Origin of the sequence: Ancylobacter mangrovi (genome assembly GCF_024752355.1) — a bacterium.
GTDB lineage: Bacteria > Pseudomonadota > Alphaproteobacteria > Rhizobiales > Xanthobacteraceae > Ancylobacter > Ancylobacter mangrovi.
Map to the genome: position 1 here is coordinate 44,699 of NZ_JANTHZ010000004.1, position 17,961 is coordinate 62,659.

A 17,961-nucleotide genomic window follows, 5' to 3' on the forward strand; every position below is an offset into this window, starting at 1 on the left:
CCCGGATCAGTGCGGCAGGCGGGCTATGGCACGCATGCCGCCCTCGACCGGCGCGAGGGTGAAGCTGCCGCCGAGCGCGTCGACCCGTTCGCGTATGCCGAGCAGGCCATAGCCGTCGCCAATCGGGCCGTCATGACGAGGCGAGCCGTCATGGCGAGGCGAGCCGTCATGGCGAGGCGAGCCGTCATCGGTGGCGGTCAGCGTGATGGCGTCGGCGACCTCGATCCGCAGCGCGACGGCCTTCGGCGCGCCGTGACGGATGGCATTGGTCACGCATTCCTGGGCGATGCGGTAAAGGCTGAGCGCCAGCTCGTCCGACACGCCGTCGATGTCGCCGACAAGCTCCAGGGCGAAGCGGATCGCCGGCGCGCGGTTGCGCCAGTCGGCGATCAGCCGCTCCAGCGCCGGGCGCAACCCGAGATCGTCGAGATCGGGCGGGCGCAGCCGGGAGAGCTCGGCGCGCAGGCTGTCCATCATCTGACCGGAAATCTCGGCGATGCGGGTTCCGTCCTGCGCGGTGGATTCGCCCGAATGGGCGATCGCGGCGGCGAGCGCGCGCGTCGCCGTCAGGCACTGGCCGAACTCGTCGTGCAGCTCGCGCGCCAATGCCCGCCTCTCGCTCTCCTGCACGGTGAACAGGCGGCGGGTGAGCTCCGTACGCATCGCCTGCGCCTCCTGAAGGGTGGCGGCGGTGTCGTTCAGCGCCGTGCTAAGCCGGTCGAATTCCGTCACGCGCAGACGCGGCAGATGGGTGGCGAAGTCCCCGCGCTGCAGGCGCTCGATACCCCGCAGGATGAGGCGGAACGGCGCCAGCAGCCGGACGACGAGCAGGCCGGTGAGGAGGGCGCCGCCGATCGCCATCCCCACCGCCACGCGCATGAGGTCGCCGGTGCGGGCCCAGGCACGGGCCACGATAACGCCGGGATCGGCGCTTGCGGTGACGCGGGCATCGGTCGCGTAGCGCATGCGCACCGGCGTGATGCTCGGGGCCGGCACCAGTCCGATCCGCTGTGCCAGCCAGACGAACCAGCCGGGCGGAGATCCCTCCGCCGCGAGATAGGGACCGCAGCGCCGGTGCGCGGGCTGATCGCGTGCGCCGAACTCGACGCATACGCCCGGCGCGATCAGCGTCCAGGCGGGGAACTCCTGCCAGTCGCGGAATACCGGGGTCGGCGCCACGCCGCCGAAGGCGAGGCCGATGAAGTCCGGCCGCGCGGCGATGGCGTCGGCGACGCGGGTGGAGGTGATCCCCACGTCGTGGCGGGCGGCGTTGGCCGTGTCCCACAGCACCCAGCCGGCGGCGACGATCACGGTGACGAACCCGGCCGCCAGCACCCGAAGGACGAGCTGGGGCAGCAGCCTGCGCATTACAGGGCCGGGACGAGGCCGGCGCGTTGCGCCTTGAGCACGAGGTCGGCGTCGCCGGAGGCGCCGAGCTTGGCGCGGATCTGCGACAGGTTGTTCTGCACCGTCTTCGACGAGAGACCGAGGTCGAGGGCGATGGCACGGCCGTTCTTGCCGCGCACCAGCAGGAACAGGATGTCGCGTTCGCGCGGCGTCAGGCTGGCGAAATCGTCATCCTCGATCGAGGTGCGGGCGAACTCCTGCGCCACGTCGGACGAGAGCGCCCGCCGTCCCGATATGACGGTCCTGATGGCCCGGACGAGCTCGTCCGGCGGGCTGCTCTTGGAGACGAAGCCGCGCGCCCCGGCGGCCATCGCCTTCTGCGCGAATATGGCGCCCTGGTGCATGGACACGACGAGGATGCGGGCCTGGGGATCGCGCGCCAGAATGGCCTCCACCGCCGCAAACCCGCCCCCGCCCGGCATGGAAAGGTCCATCAGCACGATGTCCGGCCGGTGTGCGGCGAAGGCGGCCGCCGCGCCCTCGCCGTCGCCGGCCTCCGCCACGACCGAGAAGCCGGGATGACGTTCGAGCAGGCGTCGATAGCCCTCGCGCACGATCGGATGATCATCGACCAGAATGATGCGGATCAGATCCATGCCGTCAGGATATAGCGAGCCCGTCACCACGCAAACGGCGACGGGGGTGCGAGCGCACGGGTTGCGCGCGCCCTCGGCATGGGCATGGGCATGGGCATATCGCGGCCCGGGTGAGGCCGGGAGGGGAGCGGCGGCTCGGATATTTTCACAAAAGCTGGATATTTTAACAAAACATGGAACCTTGGGTCGCGATCGCAGTTAGTGGGCGCCGGGAGGGGCGGCAATCACCTGCGCCGGCGTGCCATAGACCGATAGTGCAACTCAAGGTTTGTAGATGTCTCTCTGCCGTGAGAGTGGGACCTCGACGGTTCTTGTTGTCGACGATGAGTTCTTCGTAAGAATAGATACCATCAATGCGGTCGAATCGGCCGGGTTCGCGACCATCGAAGCGTCAACCGCCGATGACGGGCTGGCGCTTCTCTCGTCCCGTCCCGATGTTCGCGTGCTGATCACCGACATAGAAATGCCGGGAACGATGGACGGCCTGCAGTTCGCCAGAAGAGTGCGCGAGCGTTGGCCCTCGATTCATGTGATCGTCATCTCCGGCCGGCGCCCTGTCGCCAGCGAGGAGATTCCCGCGAACGGGATTTTCCTGAACAAGCCCCTGTCCAAGACCCAGCTGTCGCAGACGCTGCGCGGCCTGATCGGCGACGGGGACGAATGATGGTGTCGCCCTTTCGGTGCCCCGTGCGTGCCGGCCGGCGGTTGCCGCGCAAGGCGGGCCATCGTTCTCGCACCCTTTCTGAAAGCCACTTCTCGCGAACGGCAGCGTCATGACACAAGGTTCGGCAATGGGTGCAAGGGAGCGCGGGCTCGAACGCGGGCTTGAGCGCGGGTTGGGGCGCGGGCTGGAGCTGGGGCGCGGGCTGGGGCTCGACCCCGCGGTCGCGATCGGCCTTCTCGGAGCGATCGTGTTCTTCCTGCTCAGCGGCACGATCGCCTATTTGAATCTTCAGGCGCTGAAGGACAACAGCCAGAAGATCTTTCATTCGCACGAGGTCATCGTCGCTCTGGCGGCGATCCGCTCGAGCGCCCAGGACGCGGAGACGGGCCAGCGCGGCTTTCTGCTGTCGAATGACGAGAAATACCTCGAGCCGTACCAGCTCGCGCTTGCCGCCATTCCGGCCAAGATCGACGAGGTCGCGGAGCTGACCAGCGACAACGCGTCCCAGAAGCCGAGGCTGGCGCTGCTGCGGCTGCATGTGGCCGCCAAGCTGAACGAGCTCGGCGAAACCATCAACCTTCGCCGGACCGATGGGCTGCCGGCGGCTCTCGCCGTCGTCAACTCCGACCGCGGCAAGGTCGAGATGGACGCGATCCGCACGCAGCTTGCGGCCATGACGCAGGAAGAAGTCCGGTTGCGTGGCGAAAGACTGGCTCAGATGAACCGGTCCCAGCAGGTCGCCCTCGCCAGCAGCCTGCTGTCCGGCCTTCTCGGCATTTTACTCACCTTTTCGATCGCCTTCCTCATCCGCCGGGCCACCCTGGCGCGACGCCGGGACCAATGGCTCCAGGGCGGTCAGGTGGGGCTCGCCGCCGCGATGATGGGCGACCAGAACATCGAGCAGCTCTCGCAGACCATATTGGCGTTCCTCACCAAATATCTCGGCGCCGTCGCCGGCGCGCTCTTCGTCGCCGACAGTTCCCGCTATCGGCGCACGGCCACCTATGGCGTGCCCGACGATGCGAACATTCCCGCCGAGCTGCGCGTCGGCGAGGGGCTTCTCGGACAGGCGGTGGTCGAGAACCGGCCGCGTCTCATCGACGACGTGCCGGACGGCTACCTCGCCTTCGGCTCGGCGATGGGGCAGGACAAGCCGAGGACCATCGCCATCTCGCCCGGCGGCGTCGACGGCAACGTCAATTCGGTGATGGAGCTCGGCTTCCTGCAGCCGGTCGACGCCGCGACGCTCGAACTGCTCGACCGGGCATCGCAATCCATCGCGCTCGCGGTGCGCTCGGCGAGGTATCGCAGCGAATTGCAGGCCCTTCTCGACGAAACGCAGCGCCAGTCGGAAGAATTGCAGACGCAGAGCGAGGAGCTTCGCGTCTCGAACGAGGAGCTGGAGGAACAGAGCCGCGCACTGAAGGAATCGCAGGCCCGGCTCGAGCAGCAGCAGGTGGAGCTGGAGCAGACCAATTCCCAGCTGGAAGAGCAGACCCAGTTGCTGGAGGCCCAGCGCGACGACCTGGAGCGCGCCAATGCCTCGGTCCAGCTCAAGGCGCGCGAACTCGAGCAGGCCAGCCGCTACAAGTCCGACTTCCTCGCCAACATGTCGCATGAGCTGCGCACGCCGCTGAACTCCTCGCTGATCCTCGCCAAGCTGCTGGCCGACAATCCCGACGACAACCTGACCGAGGAGCAGGTCAAATACGCCCGCACGATCCAGTCGTCGGGCAACGACCTGCTGAACCTCATCAACGACATTCTCGACCTGTCCAAGATCGAGGCCGGCCATGTGGAGATCCAGCCGGAAACGCTTCCGCTGCAGCGCGTCGCCAACAATCTGCGCCCGCTGTTTCAGCCGGTGGCGGCGCAGAAGCGCCTGGACTTCGTCGTCGAGCTCGCGCCCGATTGCCCCGCCACTATCGACACCGACGGCCTGCGCCTCGAACAGGTGCTGAAGAACCTTCTGTCGAACGCCTTCAAGTTCACGGAAACGGGCAAGGTCGGCCTGTCGATCAGTCCGGTGGGCGACGGGCGGATCGCCTTCGCGGTGTCCGACACCGGCATCGGCATCAGCGCCGAGCAACAGAACTCGATTTTCGAGGCCTTCCATCAGGCCGACGGCACGATCAGCCGCAAATATGGAGGCACCGGCCTCGGGCTTTCCATCTCGCGCCAGCTCGCGCGGCTTCTGGGCGGCTCGATCGAGCTGAAGAGCCGAGAAGGCGCGGGAAGCACCTTCACCCTGATCATTCCCAACCAATACGACCCCGCCAACGTCGCGCCGCGTGACCCGCCGGCGCCGCGCGCGGCCGTGGCGGCGCCGGCGGAGCCCGAGACCGGGCGGGCGGCGCCCGCGAGGCCCCACCGCAAGGTGGACGACGACCGCGACGCGCCCGCCGACGAGAAGCGCGTGCTGCTCGTGGTCGAGGACGACGACACCTTCGCGGAAATCCTGCGCGATCTCTCGCGCGAAATGGGCTTCCGCGCGCTGATCGCCGGCACGGCCGAGGAGGCGCTGGCGATGGCGCGGCAGTTCATGCCCAACGCCATCGTGCTCGATGTCGGCCTGCCCGATCAGTCCGGCCTCTCGGTGCTCGACCGGCTCAAGCACGATGTCCGCACCCGCCACATTCCCATTCACATCGTCTCGGCCACCGACAACATGGAGACGGCGCTTTCGCTCGGCGCCGTCGGCTATGCGCTCAAGCCGATACAGCGCGAGCAACTGGTCGAGGTGTTGAAGAAGCTCGAGGCGAAGCTCCTGCAGCGCCTTCACAGGGTGCTCATCGTCGAGGACGATCCGGTGCAGCGGGACGCCGTCGCGCAGCTCCTGTCCTCGCACGACGTCCAGACCGTCACCGCGGGAACGGCGGCCGAATGCCTCAAGCTGCTCGAGGAGCAGACCTTCGACTGTATGGTGCTCGACCTGACCTTGCCGGACGCCTCCGGCTACTCGCTGCTGGAGACGCTGAGCCAGGAAAGCGCCTACGCCTTCCCGCCGGCCATCGTCTACACCGGCCGCGACTTGTCGATGGACGACGAGGAGAAGCTCCGCCGCTATTCGAAATCGATCATCATCAAGGGCGCCAAGTCGCCCGAACGCCTGCTCGACGAGGTGAGCCTCTTCCTGCACCAGGTGGTGTCGGAACTGCCGGACGAGCAGCAGAAGATGATCCGCAAGGCGCGCAACCGCGATGCCCTGCTGGAGGGCCGGCGGATCCTCGTGGTCGAGGACGACGTTCGCAACGTCTACGCGCTGACCAACATCCTCGAACCGAGGGGAGCGATCGTCGAGATCGCCCGCAACGGCCAGGAAGCCCTCGACGCGCTGGCGAAGTCGGCCGACGCGGCGGCGGGTTCCATCGACCTTGTCCTGATGGACGTGATGATGCCGGTGATGGACGGGCTCACCGCCATGCGCGAAATCCGCCGGAACGCGGCCTTCAGGAAACTGCCGATCATCGCCCTCACCGCGAAGGCGATGCCCGACGACCAGCAACGATGCGTCGATGCCGGCGCCAACGACTACATGGCCAAGCCGCTCGACGTCGAAAAGCTCCTGTCCCTCGTACGCGTATGGATGCCGCGGTGACAGACGATCTTGCCCATGAGCGGACCGAGGACATCGAGATCCGGCTGCTGCTGGACGCCCTCTATTACCGCTACCACTATGATTTCCGCGACTACGCCATGGCCTCGATAAAGCGGCGGCTGCGGCAGGGACGCCAGCAGCTGGGGTTTGCCAGCTTCTCGGCCATGCAGGACGCGCTGATGCGCGATCCCGACATGCTGCCGCGCCTCCTCGGCTTCCTGACCGTGCAGGTCAGCGAGATGTTCCGCGACCCTTCCTATTTCCGCGCCATCCGGGAGAAGGTCGTGCCGCATCTGCGCACCTACCCTTCCCTCAAGGTGTGGATCGCGGGCTGCAGCGCGGGCGAGGAGCTCTATTCCATGGTCATCCTGTTTCGCGAGGAGGGCCTCGAAGAGCGGACGCTGTTCTACGCCACCGACATCAATCAGGAGGCGCTTCGCGCCGCGGATACCGGCATCTTCAGCCTCGATCGCATTCCCCTCTTCACCGAGAACCACCGCAAGTCGGGCGGGCGTCACTCGCTGTCGGAATATTATCACGCGGCCTATGGCCGGGCGTCCTTCGACAAGAGCCTGCGCCGGAAGGTGGTCTTCTCCGACCACAGCCTGGTGACGGACGCGGTCTTCGGCGAGATGCATCTCATCTCGTGCCGGAACGTCCTCATCTATTTCAATCGCTCCGCGCAGGATCGCGCGCTGGGTCTGTTCGAGGGTTCGCTGGTGCGAAAGGGCTTCCTGGGACTGGGCGCGAAGGAGAGCCTGCGCTTCTCCAGCCAAGCCGGCTCCTTCGTCGACTTCGTGCGCGAGGAGAAGATCTACCAGAGGAGCGCGCAATGACGGCGCGCTCGGAAGCGGTCGTGATCGGCGCCTCGGCCGGGGCGCTGGAGGCGCTGTCGGCCATTCTGCCCCAGCTGCCGGCCGGGTTCAGGCTGCCGATCATGGTGGTCGTGCATGTGCCCGCCGACAAGCAGAGCGTGCTGGCGGAACTGTTCCAGAACAAGTGCCTGGTCGAGGTGCGCGAGGCGGAGGACAAGGAGCCGATCACCGGCGGCACGGTCTATTTCGCCCCGCCGGACTATCATCTCCTCGTGGAAATGGACCGGACCCTCTCGCTGTCCAGCGACGAGCCGGTGCTGTTCTCCCGCCCCTCCATCGATGTGCTGTTCGAGAGCGCGGCCGACGCCTATGGGTCGGCGCTGATCGCCATCGTGCTCACCGGCGCCAACCAGGACGGCGCGCACGGGCTGAGCACGGTCGTCGATCTCGGCGGCACGGCGCTGGTGCAAAATCCCGACGAGGCATTCGCGTCGGCGATGCCCGAGGCGGCGATCGTTCTTTGTCCGGACGCGCAGGTCATGTCCCTGAGCGCGATAGCTGAATATTTGCGGGAGGTTTGAACGCGACCATGAGCCCCGTTCCCTTCCTGCTGGTCGACGATCTCGAAGACAATCTCGTCTCTCTCGAAGCCCTGCTGCGCCGAGACGATCTGCTGCTGCTGAAAGCCCGCTCCGGCGATGAGGCGCTGGAGCTCCTGCTGCACAACGATGTCGCGCTGGCCCTCATCGACGTCCAGATGCCCGGGCTGAACGGGTTCGAACTCGCCGAGCTCATGCGCGGCAATGAGCGGACGCGGCGCATTCCCATCATCTTCGTGACCGCCGGCAGCGCCGACAACCAGCGACGCTTCCGCGGCTACGGGGCAGGTGCGGTCGACTTCATCCAGAAGCCGATCGAACCGGACATCCTGCGCAGCAAGGCGGACGTCTTTTTCGAGCTCTACCAGCAACGGCAGATGATCGCCGCCCAGCGCGACGAGCTGGAAGTGCAGGCCGAGGCGCTCCGCGAGGCCGGCCGGCGCAAGGACGAGTTCCTGATCACCCTGACCCACGACGTCCATCGCCATCAGCATGCCCGCGAGCAGCAGGAAATGCTGCTGCGCGAGATAAATCACCGCATCAAGAACCTGTTCGCCGTCGCCGTCGGCCTGATCGAATTCAGCACGCGGGCGGCCGGCAGCGCGGAGGAGCTCGCCAGCGACCTGCGCGCCCGGCTCCAGGCGCTGGCGCGCGTGCACGATCTCACCCTGCCGGACCTGAGCAGCGACGGCGAAGCGCAATCCGAGACGACCGCCGTCGCCCTGCTGAACGCCATCCTGGCCCCCTATCGCTGCCCGCAGAGCACGCGGATCTCGGTCAGCGGAGACGACATCGTGCTGGCCGGCAACGCGCTGACCTCGCTGGCGCTGCTGCTTCACGAATTCACGACCAACGCGGCGAAGTATGGCGCCCTCTCGCAAGCGCAGGGACGGCTGACCATTCATGTCACCTCGGTCGACGACCGGTTCCACATGACATGGGTCGAACAGGCCTCCCTCGAGAGCGGCACCTCGCCCTCGCGTGAAGGCTTCGGCTCGGTGCTCGAGAAAGCGGTGCTGAGGGCGATGGGCGGCACGGTTTCCCGCGACTGGACGCAGGACGGCCTCTCGCTCACGCTCGAAATTCCGATGATGAATATCGCCCAGACGTGAGGCGCTCGCCATGCGGCGACCGCCGGTGGCGGGGGCGTCCCGATGGCCAGCTGGTCGCCATTCGGGAAGAAGCCGCGGCCACGAACGATGAAGAGAACATGATCGCGACGCGCGGGCGCCCCCCGGGGCACGGGCATGGCTTACCTGCTTCATTCACAGCAAAGTCCCGCGTGCGCACAAGAATTACCTCGCCGTACGCGGGCGCATTTCTATACCTACCTTTAAGTCAGCGGGCGTTGTAGACTGGCATCGTCGAGCATTGGCCGCTCGATATCCGATGGTTGTCGCCTGCGCGACAATGCCGGGAGACCGGAGCATGACCGCTTTCGGTACAGTTCTCGCCATCGCCGACGCCCTCCTGCCGCGCAGGGCCGGCCCAGCACTTTCCCGGGGAGAACCTTCCGCACGCGCCCCCACGGCGCGGATGGATGGTGAGCGCCATCAGGAACCACTGGAAGCTGATCCCTCCGTTCGACGCGACATGAGGTCGGTCCGCGAGGCAGCGGGAGTGCGGGTCATCATGACAGAACCTTCCCGGATGCCGCAGACAGCCACGCCCGCCCACCGATGGTTCGCCGCCGCCCGAGGCCGGGCCCTCCTGTACGTCGTCCTCCTCACCCTTTGCCCGATATCGATCGGCGTGGTCGCGGCGTCACTGGCCATCGGCCCGCGCGCCGCCTTCGCCCAGACCGCAGACACGACCGACGCAGGGGACGCGACGGATACAGGAGACGCAGCCGACGCGGCCGACGAGCCATTGAGCGAGCAGGAACTGCAGATCCTCGTCGCCCGGATCGCGCTTTATCCCGACGACCTCGTCGCCGCCATCGCGGCCGCCTCCCTCTATCCGCTGCAGATCGTCGAGGCCGCCCGCTTCCTCGAGGCTCGCAAGAAGGATCCGAAGCTCGAGCCGAAGGCGAGCTGGGACGGCAGCGTCGTCGCGCTCCTGAACTATCCCGAGATCGTCGCGATGATGAGCGAGGATCTCGACTGGACGCAGGCGCTCGGCGAGGCATTGGCGAACCAGCAGAAGGACGTTCTGCTCGCCATCCAGCAGCTGCGTGACGAGGCGGTGGCGGCCAACATCATCAAGTCCGACGACAAGGTGACGGTGACCAAGGAGAACGACAACATCGTCATCCAGCCCGCCACGCCCGAGCAGGTCTACATTCCCCAATACGCTCCCGAGATGCTGTACGAGCCGGGCTATGCGGTAGCGCCGGTCACCTACGCCGCCGACCCCTATCCTTCCTATTTGTGGCCGACGGCGACCTTCTTCACCGGTGCCGTGACCGGCGCGGCGTGGGCGGCGGCCGTCGACTGGAACGACTGGGGCGTGTGGAGCGGCCGCTGGCGCGGCGACGTCGATTTCAACTGCAACAACTGCTTCCACAACCGCAATTTCAGCGGCCGGATCCATGCCAACGACATCGACTGGAAGGATGTCGACCGGAGCAAGCTCCACATCGACCGCGACCAGCTCGGCAAGCTGGATCGCAACAATATCCGGCAGGGCCTGCGCAGCGACCGTGGAAACGACCTGCGGGCCAGGGCGGCCGACGTGCGCCGCAACCATCAGGTGCCGCCGGGCGCGGGCAAGATCGGCGACATCCGCAAGAACGCGCTTCAGAACCGCCCGGGCGGCGACCGACCGGGCCGCCTGCCGGGCGGCCAGGGCAGGCCCGGCGTCGCCAACGCCGTTGCGCAGCACCCCAACGTGGCGGGTCGCGTCCAGGGTGGTGGCGGAAAGGGCGGGCAGATCCAGCGGCCGGCGGGCGGCGCCGGCGCAAAGGCCAAGGCCGCTGCGGCCGGTCGCGCGAAGGCGCCCGCCTCGATCAATCGCCCCGTCCACGCACCCAAGCCCGGCGGTCGCATCGACCATCGGCCGAAGGTGCCCTCGGGCCTCGGCGAAGTCCGTTCCGGACGCTCGGCGCAGATCCATTCGGCGCGCGGGGCCGCCGTGCGGGGCGGAGGGCAGCGGGCGGTGCCGCATCGTCAGGCGGGCGGCGGACGGCCTCGTCCGCACCCGGGCGGCCGACGGCACTGAGGATGAGGAGAGCGGTGATGCCAAACCATCTGTCCCGTCTTCTGGTCCTCGCCGTCGCCACCCTCGCGACCGCCGGCCTGATGCCGGTCCGGGCACTCGAACTGAGCGCCTATCGCGCCGAGCAGCCGCCCCCCGGCTTTGCCGAGCCGGGTGGCGCGATCGACGCGTTCAAGGCCGCGCTCGCCAGCGACGACCTCGATGCGCTGGCCCGCCTGCTCGGTCTCGATGCCGCCCGGCTGCGCGCGAATGAAGGGGTGATGGACACGTTCTCGAAAATGCGGGAAGGCGCCGCCCAGCGCGTCGACGTCGAGGACGTCGGCACCGACCGCAAGATTCTCGACATCGGACGCGAGCTGTGGCCGCTGCCCTTTCCCCTGGTGAAGGCCAAGGACGGCAAATGGGCGTTCGACACGGAGGCCGGCCTCGACGAGATCGCCAACCGGCGCATCGGCGAGAACGAGATCGAGGTCATCGCCACGCTGCGCGCCTATGTCGACGCGCAGCGGCTCTATGCGTCGGAGGATCACGACGGCGACGGCGTGGACGAATTCGCGCAGAAGCTGATCAGCTCCCCGGGCAAGACCGACGGCCTCTACTGGCCGCCCGGACAGGGGGACGGCGACAGCCCCGCCGGCGCCTCCATCGACCCGGGAAACCTCGACAAGGCAAAGCAGGGCGAGGGCTATTTCGGCTACCGGTTCCGCATCCTCCGCGGCCAGGGCAACCACGTCGCCGGCGGGCGGTATGATTACGTCATCAACGGCAACATGATCGCCGGCTTCGGCCTCGTCGCGTGGCCGGTGACCTATGGCGAAACCGGCGTGCACACCTTTGCGGTCAATCAGGCCGGCATCGTTTACGAGAAGGATCTGGGCAGGGATACTGCCGCCATCGTGGCGAAGATTCGCCGCTTCGATCCCGATGACAGCTGGACCGTGTCGGAACACTAGGACGGCGTAGAATGACAGCCGTTGCGCTCATCGCCGTCAAGCTGGCCGTCGCCGTGCTGATCATGGCGATCGGCATGGGTTCGTCCTTCGTCGACGTGACCTATCTGCTGCGCCGGCCGGCGCTGTTGCTGCGCTCGCTCGGCGCGATGTACGTGCTCGTCCCGCTCGTGACCGTGCTGATGGTGGCGTTCCTGCCGCTGAACACCGGCGTCAAGGCCGCGCTTATGGTCCTCGCCGTTTCGGCCGGCGCGCCTCTCCTGCCGCGCAAGCTCCAGCAGTTCGGGGATGGGGCCTACGGCTTCAGCCTGGTGGTGGTCTCGTCGGCCGTCGCCATCGTGGTGACACCGCTGTGGGTCGCCCTGCTCGCCCGGCATTTCGGCGTGTCCGCCGAGCTGTCCTGGCGCGACGCCGCCCTGGCGATCGGCACCGCCTTTCTGGCGCCGCTGATGGTCGGGATGGCCCTCGGCGCCTATTTCCCTCGCCTCGCGGCCGACTACGCGGAGCGCCTGTCCGCCGCGGCCGCACTGGTGCTCATGACGGCAGGCGTCGTGCTCCTCGCCGTCAACTGGCACATCCTGGTGGAGGTGCGGCTGTCGGGCATGCTGGCCCTGCTCGGCGTGATGGTGATGGCGCTGGTCATCGGCCATATCTGCGGCGGACCGAAGGAAATGGACCGGACGACGCTGGCCATCGCCTGCGCCACGCGCCACATCGGCATCGCGGTGATCGTCGCGACAGCCTTCCGGGGCCCGCGGACCATCGTCATCCTCGCCGCCTATGTCGTGGCGTCGGCCCTGGTGTCGATACCCTATCTGCGGTGGCGGCGAGGCTCGCCGCGCGTGGCGAAAAGCGGGGAACCGGCGTGAATCCTGCCGTTCGATCCCGTTCAACGACACGAGTATTTTTAGCTTCGCCTCGACCGCCGTCGCTGCGCGACACCGGCCTGGCCGGACGTCGTTGGAACGCCGGCCCCGCATTCTCCGACACGCTGATGGCCCGACATGCATAGCGCCACCGACATGGCTTCGGGAAAATGCGTGACGGCGACAGATCGATCCGGCAGCAATACGTCTTCTGGGCTAATCAGACATCGCGCCGGCTTGCCGATCCCGCCGTAACTCACATCCCCGTCCCGCATGACCGCACGCTACGATCTGCTCTCCCGCCCTCCGCCTTCCGTGCTGCTCGCCGCGGTCGCGCAGCATATGGGGCTGATGGCGGTCACGCTGGTCTTTCCGCTGCTCGTCGCCCAGACGGCCGGCGTCGGGCAAGCCGTACAGGTCCACTACCTCCAGCTTTCCATGCTGGCCATGGGCCTTGCGACGCTGGCGCAGGCGTGGGGCGGAGTGTTGTTCGGCCGGGCGCGGATCGGCAGCGGCTTCCTGCTGCCGGCCGTGTTCACCGCGGCCTATCTGCCGGCCGCGCTGGCGGCGGCGCGCAGCGGCGGGCTCGAAGCCGTCGCCGGGCTCACCATCGCCGCCGGCCTGACGGAGATCGTCCTCAGCCGGTTCATCGGCCGGCTGCGGCCCTACCTGCCGGTGGAGATCGTCGGGCTGACCGTGCTCATGATCGGCATCATCCTCGGCATCGTCGCGCTGAAGCTCATGCTTGGCTACGACCGGTCGCAGCCGCTCGCCGTCACGGAGACGGGACCCGCCCTCGCGGCGCTCGCCATCATGGTCGCCCTCGCCATATGGGGCGGCGCGCGCCTGCGCAGCATGGCGGTCCTGGTGGGGCTTGCGGCGGGCATCGGCCTGCATATGGGCTACGGCTTCGCCGCCGGCGACGCGCACCTGAACGTTCCCGTCATCGTGCCGGAGCTGTTCACCTGGCCGCTCGTCACGCCGCACTTCGAGGCGGCGCTGCTGCCGGGATTCCTCGTCGGTGCGCTCGCCTGCACGCTGCGCGCCTTCGGCGACATGGTGGCCAGCCAGAAGGTCAATGACCGCGACTGGAAGCGGCCCGACTACGCCAATATCGAAGCCGGCGTGCTGGCGGACGGGATCGGCACGCTGATAGCCGGCGTGATCGGCACGATGGGGCTCAACACCTATTCGGCCAGCGTCGGCCTTTCGGTGGCGACCGAGGTGCTGGCCCGCCGCGTCGCCATCGGCGTCGGCATCGGCTGGATCGTGCTCGCCTTCCTGCCGCGCGCGGCGGGCGTGCTGATCGCCATTCCCCAGGGCGTGCTCGGCGCCGCCCTTCTCTTCGCCTCGACCTATGTGGTGCTGTCCGGCATGTCGATCCTCGGGCAGCGCCTGCTCGACGCGCGTCGCACGCTGGCGGTCGGGCTGAGCTTCTTCCTCGGCATCTCCTTCGACGAGATGCCCGGCTTCTATGCCGACCATCTGCCGCCGGCCCTGCATCCGCTCATCACCTCCTCGCTGGTGCTGGCGCTGCTGACGGCGCTGGTCCTGAACGCCCTGTTCCGCATCGGCACGCGCAAGCGGCACCGGCTGAGCTGGCAACCCGCGGCGGGCGTCGCGCCGCTGCTGCAGTTTCTGGCCGACGCCGGCAGCCAGGACGGCGCGCGCGGGACGGCCGTGCTCCGCCTGTCGCAGATCGCCGAGGAATTCGCCGAGGCCGCCCCGCAGCTCGCAGACGACCGCATGGAGGTCGCCACGCGCTTCGACGAGTATACGCTCGAACTCGCCTTCTCCTGGCACGGCCGGCCGCTGACGGGCGGTGCGGCGCCCAGCCTCGACGAGACGGCCGACGAAGACGCGATCATGAACGGCGTCGCGCTGGCGCTGATGACGCGGCTGGCCGACCGGCTGACGACGCGCTCGCATGCCGGCGGGCAGCATGAGCTGGTCTGCCAGGTCGAGCAGTAGCCGCGCGGACTGGTCCGGATCTGGTGCCGGACAGCGCCGGAAGCATGTCCGGCTAACGTTACGACATGTCACCCCTCATCCCGCCATGGGTGCATCTCGAAGGCAACGAAGAACCCTTCTCTACCCATAAAGGCTGCCCTCCTAGGGAGAATAGAATCGGCGTCTCGTTCGGATATGCTTCGACATGTTCCTTGAGGTCGATCGATGGCAGCCGAGGCACGTCGTTTCCGTACGTTGGACGCCATGCGCGGCTTCGCTGCATTGCTTGTCGTCGTCTATCACCTTCAGCAATATTTTCCGGGACGGGTGATCCCTGGCTATCTCGCGGTGGATCTCTTTTTCGCGCTCAGCGGATTCGTTATTGCACTTAACTATAGTCACCGCCTCGCAGCGGGACTTTCGGTCCCGCGCTTCGTCGAGGCCCGGCTCGTCCGGCTGTTCCCGCTGTTCCTCGCCGGCTGGATGCTTGGGTCGGCGAAGCAGATCGTCGGCCATCTGATCGGCGACGAACGGGCGATGGCGTGGCCCCGGCTTGCCGTCGCGCTCGTCAGCAACCTGCTGATGCTGCCGACGCCGGCGAGCCCCGTGCTGTTCCCGCTGAACGGGCCGGCCTGGTCGCTGTTCTTTGAGATGGTGGTCAACATCCTGTTCGCGCTGGCGCTCTGCCGCGCGCGCGGCAGGGAGATCGTCGCCGTCGCGGCCATCGCCGCGGTCTATCTCGTCGCGACGATCGGGGCGCCCGAATACTTCAATGTCGGCTGGTCGTGGGAGACCGCGCTCGGCGGTCTCGCCCGCGCACTTTACTCCTTCTCGGTCGGCATCCTCATCTTCCGTTTCCTGGACATAGGCTCGCGCCGCGTCTCCCCGCTGTCCGCGCTCGTCGTCGTCCTGATGATCGCGCCCATGGCGCTGGCCCTTCCCCAGGGCGTGCGGCCCGAAGGCGAGCTGGCCTTCGTGCTCGTCCTGTTCCCGCTGCTGGTGATCGCGGGCGCGAGGTACGAGATGATGCCCGCCCTGCAGGGAACGGCCGACCTGCTCGGCGACCTGTCGTACCCGATCTACGCCATCCGCTGGCCGCTGATCGCGCTGATGGGGCCGATCCTGGCGAAGGCGCGGCTCGGCATCGCCGCCAGCTGCCTCGTCTACGTGGCGACGATCGTGGCGCTCGGCTATCTCGTCGCACGCTTCTTCGACGCGCCGGTCCGGCGCTGGGTCGGCGACCAGCTCAAGGCCCGCAGTTCCCCCACGCGGACGCCGCCGAGCTCGGCCGTCGATGTCGCCTGATCGCCGTCTCTGCTGAATCGGCGGGTCCTGGACGGGGTCGACGACACGCTCGGCGTCAGCGCCGGAGCCCCGATACGAAGACCCCGCCCGCGCTCACGAGGTCTGCCCGCGCCGCGCCGCGCCCATGCCGGTCCAGCGCCGGCAGGCATCGTGATCGATGCCGAACAGGTCCAGCGCCCGCCCGACCGAGTGGTCGACCATCTCCTCCAGCGAGGCCGGCTGTGCGTAGAAGGCCGGTACCGGCGGCATGATGACTGCGCCCATCTCCGTGAGTGCGGTCATGGTGCGCAGATGGCCGAGATGCAGCGGCGTCTCGCGCACCATCAGCACCAGCCGGCGGCGCTCCTTCAGCACCACGTCGGCGGCGCGGCTCATCAGGCTGGAGGTCACGCCGGTCGCGATCTCCGACATGGTGCGCACCGAACAGGGCGCGATCAGCATGCCGAGCGTGCGGAACGAGCCGCTGGAAATGGAGGCGCCAACATCGGCCACGTTGTGGACCACGTCCGCCTTCTCGGCCAACGCCGACGGCCCGAGGCCGAGCTCCTGCGACAGGGTGAGATGGGCGGAGCGGGTGACGACGAGGTGCGTCTCCACCCCCGCCGCCCTCATCAGCGCCAGCGCCCGCACGCCGTAGACGGCGCCCGAGGCGCCGCTGATGCCGACGACGATGCGCGGGCGCTCTTCCATGGCACTTGCGTCCCCGCCCACGCTCAGGCGTTCTCGAACCAGTCGGCCAGGTTCACCTGGTCGGCGAGGCGGATCTTCTTGCGCTCGAACTCGGTGCGGCGGGCGAACGGCTTGGTGGCGTCGATCAGCAGCCGCCCCCAATGGTCTTTGTGCTCGTCGCGGTAGAAGGAGGGCGTGTCGGGAATGATGATCATGTCCTTGTCCGGCCGGCAGCGCGTGAGCACGGCCCACATCACGTCGTCCATGCTGTAGATGTCGACGTCCTCGTCGACGACGGTGATCACCTTGGCCCAGATCGGCTCAGCGCCGATGGTCGCCAGCATCACCTGCCGGGCATGGCCCTCGAACTGCGGGTCGATCTTGACGATGGCATGGGTCACGAAGGGCTGGCAGGTGACATCGAGAATGCCGGGCAGCGCGGCGGAAAGGCGCTGGTAGATGTTGGCCGAGACCGAGAGCTCGAGCGTCAGCACCTCCTCCGGCGAGCCGCACAGGATGGAGTGGAACATCGCGTCCTTGCGCACCGTGACGCCGAGCACCTCGAACACCGCGTTCGGGCCCTCGGGCACGTAGTAGCCCATGAACTCGCCGAACGGGCCTTCCGGGCGGCGCTCGTTCGGCAGGAACCGGCCCTCGATGACGATCTCGGTGTCCGCCGGCACCTCGAGATCGATGTACTTGCACTTGCGCATGGCGATCGGGCCGCCCTTCAGCCGCGCCGCGACCTCGAGCTCGTCGACGTCGTAGGGCAGCGGGGCGGCGGCGGTGAGGAAGGAGGTCGCCGGCGCGCCGATCAGCATCGCCGCCTCCAGCGGCTTGCCCATCTTCTCGGCCTTCTCGTGATAGATGGTGAGATGGTGGCGCGGGGCGAGGCGGCAGCGCAGCTCGTCGTCGCTGACGAACATCGAGCGGTGATAGGACAGGTTGCCGACCCCGGTCTCGGGGTCCTTGGCGATGAACATGGCCGAGGTGAAATAGGGCGCGGCGTCGCGGTCCGAATAGGTGATCAGCGGCAGCTCGGAGAGCTTCACCTCGGTCAGCTCGTCGTCCTCGACCTCGACGAAGGGCTCGCCGGTGCCCTTGCCGAGGCTGGCGAGGTTGCTCCATTGCCGGCAGAAATCCTTCGCATCGATGCCGATCACCTCCGCCAGGCGCTCGCGCGAGCCGTAGACATTGGTGACGACCGGGAAGCGGGTGCCCTTCACATTGGTGAACAGGATGGGCTTGCCCCAGCGCTTCTGCGCCGCATGGGTGACGGCGGCCAGCTCGTGGAACGGGTCGATCTCCTTGTCGACCACGAGCAGGTCGCCGCGTTCGCGCAGGCGTGAGATGTAGTCGCGCATTCGTCAGATACTCCGGAAGACA

General features: G+C 67.6%; 14 protein-coding genes. 10 read left to right on the forward strand and 4 right to left on the reverse strand.

Annotated elements, in window-relative coordinates:
* Window positions 1–6: 6 nt before the first annotated feature.
* Both NVS89_RS10955 and NVS89_RS10960 read right to left on the reverse strand, forming a co-directional pair.
* Window positions 7–1,368: a histidine kinase gene (locus NVS89_RS10955; protein ID WP_258732772.1), complete on the reverse strand. Its 1,362-nt coding sequence runs from the start codon at window positions 1,366–1,368 to the stop codon at window positions 7–9.
* Window positions 1,368–2,003 (reverse strand): response regulator, encoded by a 636-nt coding sequence (locus NVS89_RS10960; protein WP_258732773.1) that lies wholly within the window; start codon window positions 2,001–2,003, stop codon window positions 1,368–1,370. Before NVS89_RS10960 ends, NVS89_RS10955 begins: the two co-directional genes overlap by 1 nt.
* 274 nt (window positions 2,004–2,277) lie before the next feature.
* On the opposite strand from NVS89_RS10960, the gene NVS89_RS10965 reads away from it, so the two are divergent.
* From NVS89_RS10965 to NVS89_RS11010, 10 genes are all read left to right on the forward strand, one after another.
* Window positions 2,278–2,667: a response regulator gene (locus NVS89_RS10965; protein WP_258732774.1), complete on the forward strand. Its 390-nt coding sequence runs from the start codon at window positions 2,278–2,280 to the stop codon at window positions 2,665–2,667.
* A gap of 127 nt (window positions 2,668–2,794) precedes the next feature.
* On the forward strand, window positions 2,795–6,265 hold the full coding sequence (locus tag NVS89_RS10970; RefSeq protein ID WP_258732775.1) for a response regulator: 3,471 nt from the start codon (window positions 2,795–2,797) through the stop codon (window positions 6,263–6,265).
* A complete protein-coding gene (locus tag NVS89_RS10975; RefSeq protein ID WP_374114559.1) occupies window positions 6,250–7,101 on the forward strand; it encodes a CheR family methyltransferase in 852 nt (283 codons plus the stop codon). The genes NVS89_RS10970 and NVS89_RS10975 overlap by 16 nt, the downstream gene beginning before the upstream one ends.
* Window positions 7,098–7,661 carry a chemotaxis protein CheB gene (locus tag NVS89_RS10980; RefSeq protein ID WP_258732778.1) on the forward strand — a complete coding sequence of 188 codons (564 nt, stop codon included), beginning with the start codon at window positions 7,098–7,100 and terminating at the stop codon, window positions 7,659–7,661. Before NVS89_RS10975 ends, NVS89_RS10980 begins: the two co-directional genes overlap by 4 nt.
* Window positions 7,662–7,669: 8 nt before the next feature.
* On the forward strand, window positions 7,670–8,791 hold the full coding sequence (locus NVS89_RS10985) for a response regulator (protein ID WP_258732780.1): 1,122 nt from the start codon (window positions 7,670–7,672) through the stop codon (window positions 8,789–8,791).
* 316 nt (window positions 8,792–9,107) lie between these two features.
* Window positions 9,108–10,838: a DUF3300 domain-containing protein gene (locus tag NVS89_RS10990; protein ID WP_258732781.1), complete on the forward strand. Its 1,731-nt coding sequence runs from the start codon at window positions 9,108–9,110 to the stop codon at window positions 10,836–10,838.
* Window positions 10,839–10,855: 17 nt separating this feature from the next.
* Complete coding sequence (locus NVS89_RS10995) at window positions 10,856–11,788, forward strand: DUF2950 domain-containing protein (RefSeq protein WP_258732783.1); 933 nt, start codon at window positions 10,856–10,858, stop codon at window positions 11,786–11,788.
* Between the two features lie 11 nt (window positions 11,789–11,799).
* Window positions 11,800–12,654 (forward strand): hypothetical protein, encoded by an 855-nt coding sequence (locus tag NVS89_RS11000; protein WP_258732785.1) that lies wholly within the window; start codon window positions 11,800–11,802, stop codon window positions 12,652–12,654.
* Between the two features lie 270 nt (window positions 12,655–12,924).
* Window positions 12,925–14,622, forward strand: coding sequence for a uracil-xanthine permease family protein (locus NVS89_RS11005; RefSeq protein ID WP_258732786.1), 1,698 nt, complete (start codon window positions 12,925–12,927; stop codon window positions 14,620–14,622).
* Window positions 14,623–14,865: 243 nt separating this feature from the next.
* On the forward strand, window positions 14,866–15,906 hold the full coding sequence (locus tag NVS89_RS11010; RefSeq protein WP_258732788.1) for an acyltransferase family protein: 1,041 nt from the start codon (window positions 14,866–14,868) through the stop codon (window positions 15,904–15,906).
* Between the two features lie 93 nt (window positions 15,907–15,999).
* Here the strand turns inward: NVS89_RS11010 and NVS89_RS11015 are convergent, their stop codons facing one another.
* Both NVS89_RS11015 and NVS89_RS11020 read right to left on the reverse strand, forming a co-directional pair.
* A complete protein-coding gene (locus tag NVS89_RS11015) occupies window positions 16,000–16,596 on the reverse strand; it encodes a UbiX family flavin prenyltransferase (RefSeq protein ID WP_258732790.1) in 597 nt (198 codons plus the stop codon).
* A 23-nt stretch (window positions 16,597–16,619) separates the two neighbouring features.
* On the reverse strand, window positions 16,620–17,939 hold the full coding sequence (locus NVS89_RS11020; RefSeq protein WP_258732791.1) for a UbiD family decarboxylase: 1,320 nt from the start codon (window positions 17,937–17,939) through the stop codon (window positions 16,620–16,622).
* Between the last annotated feature and the right edge of the window lie 22 nt (window positions 17,940–17,961).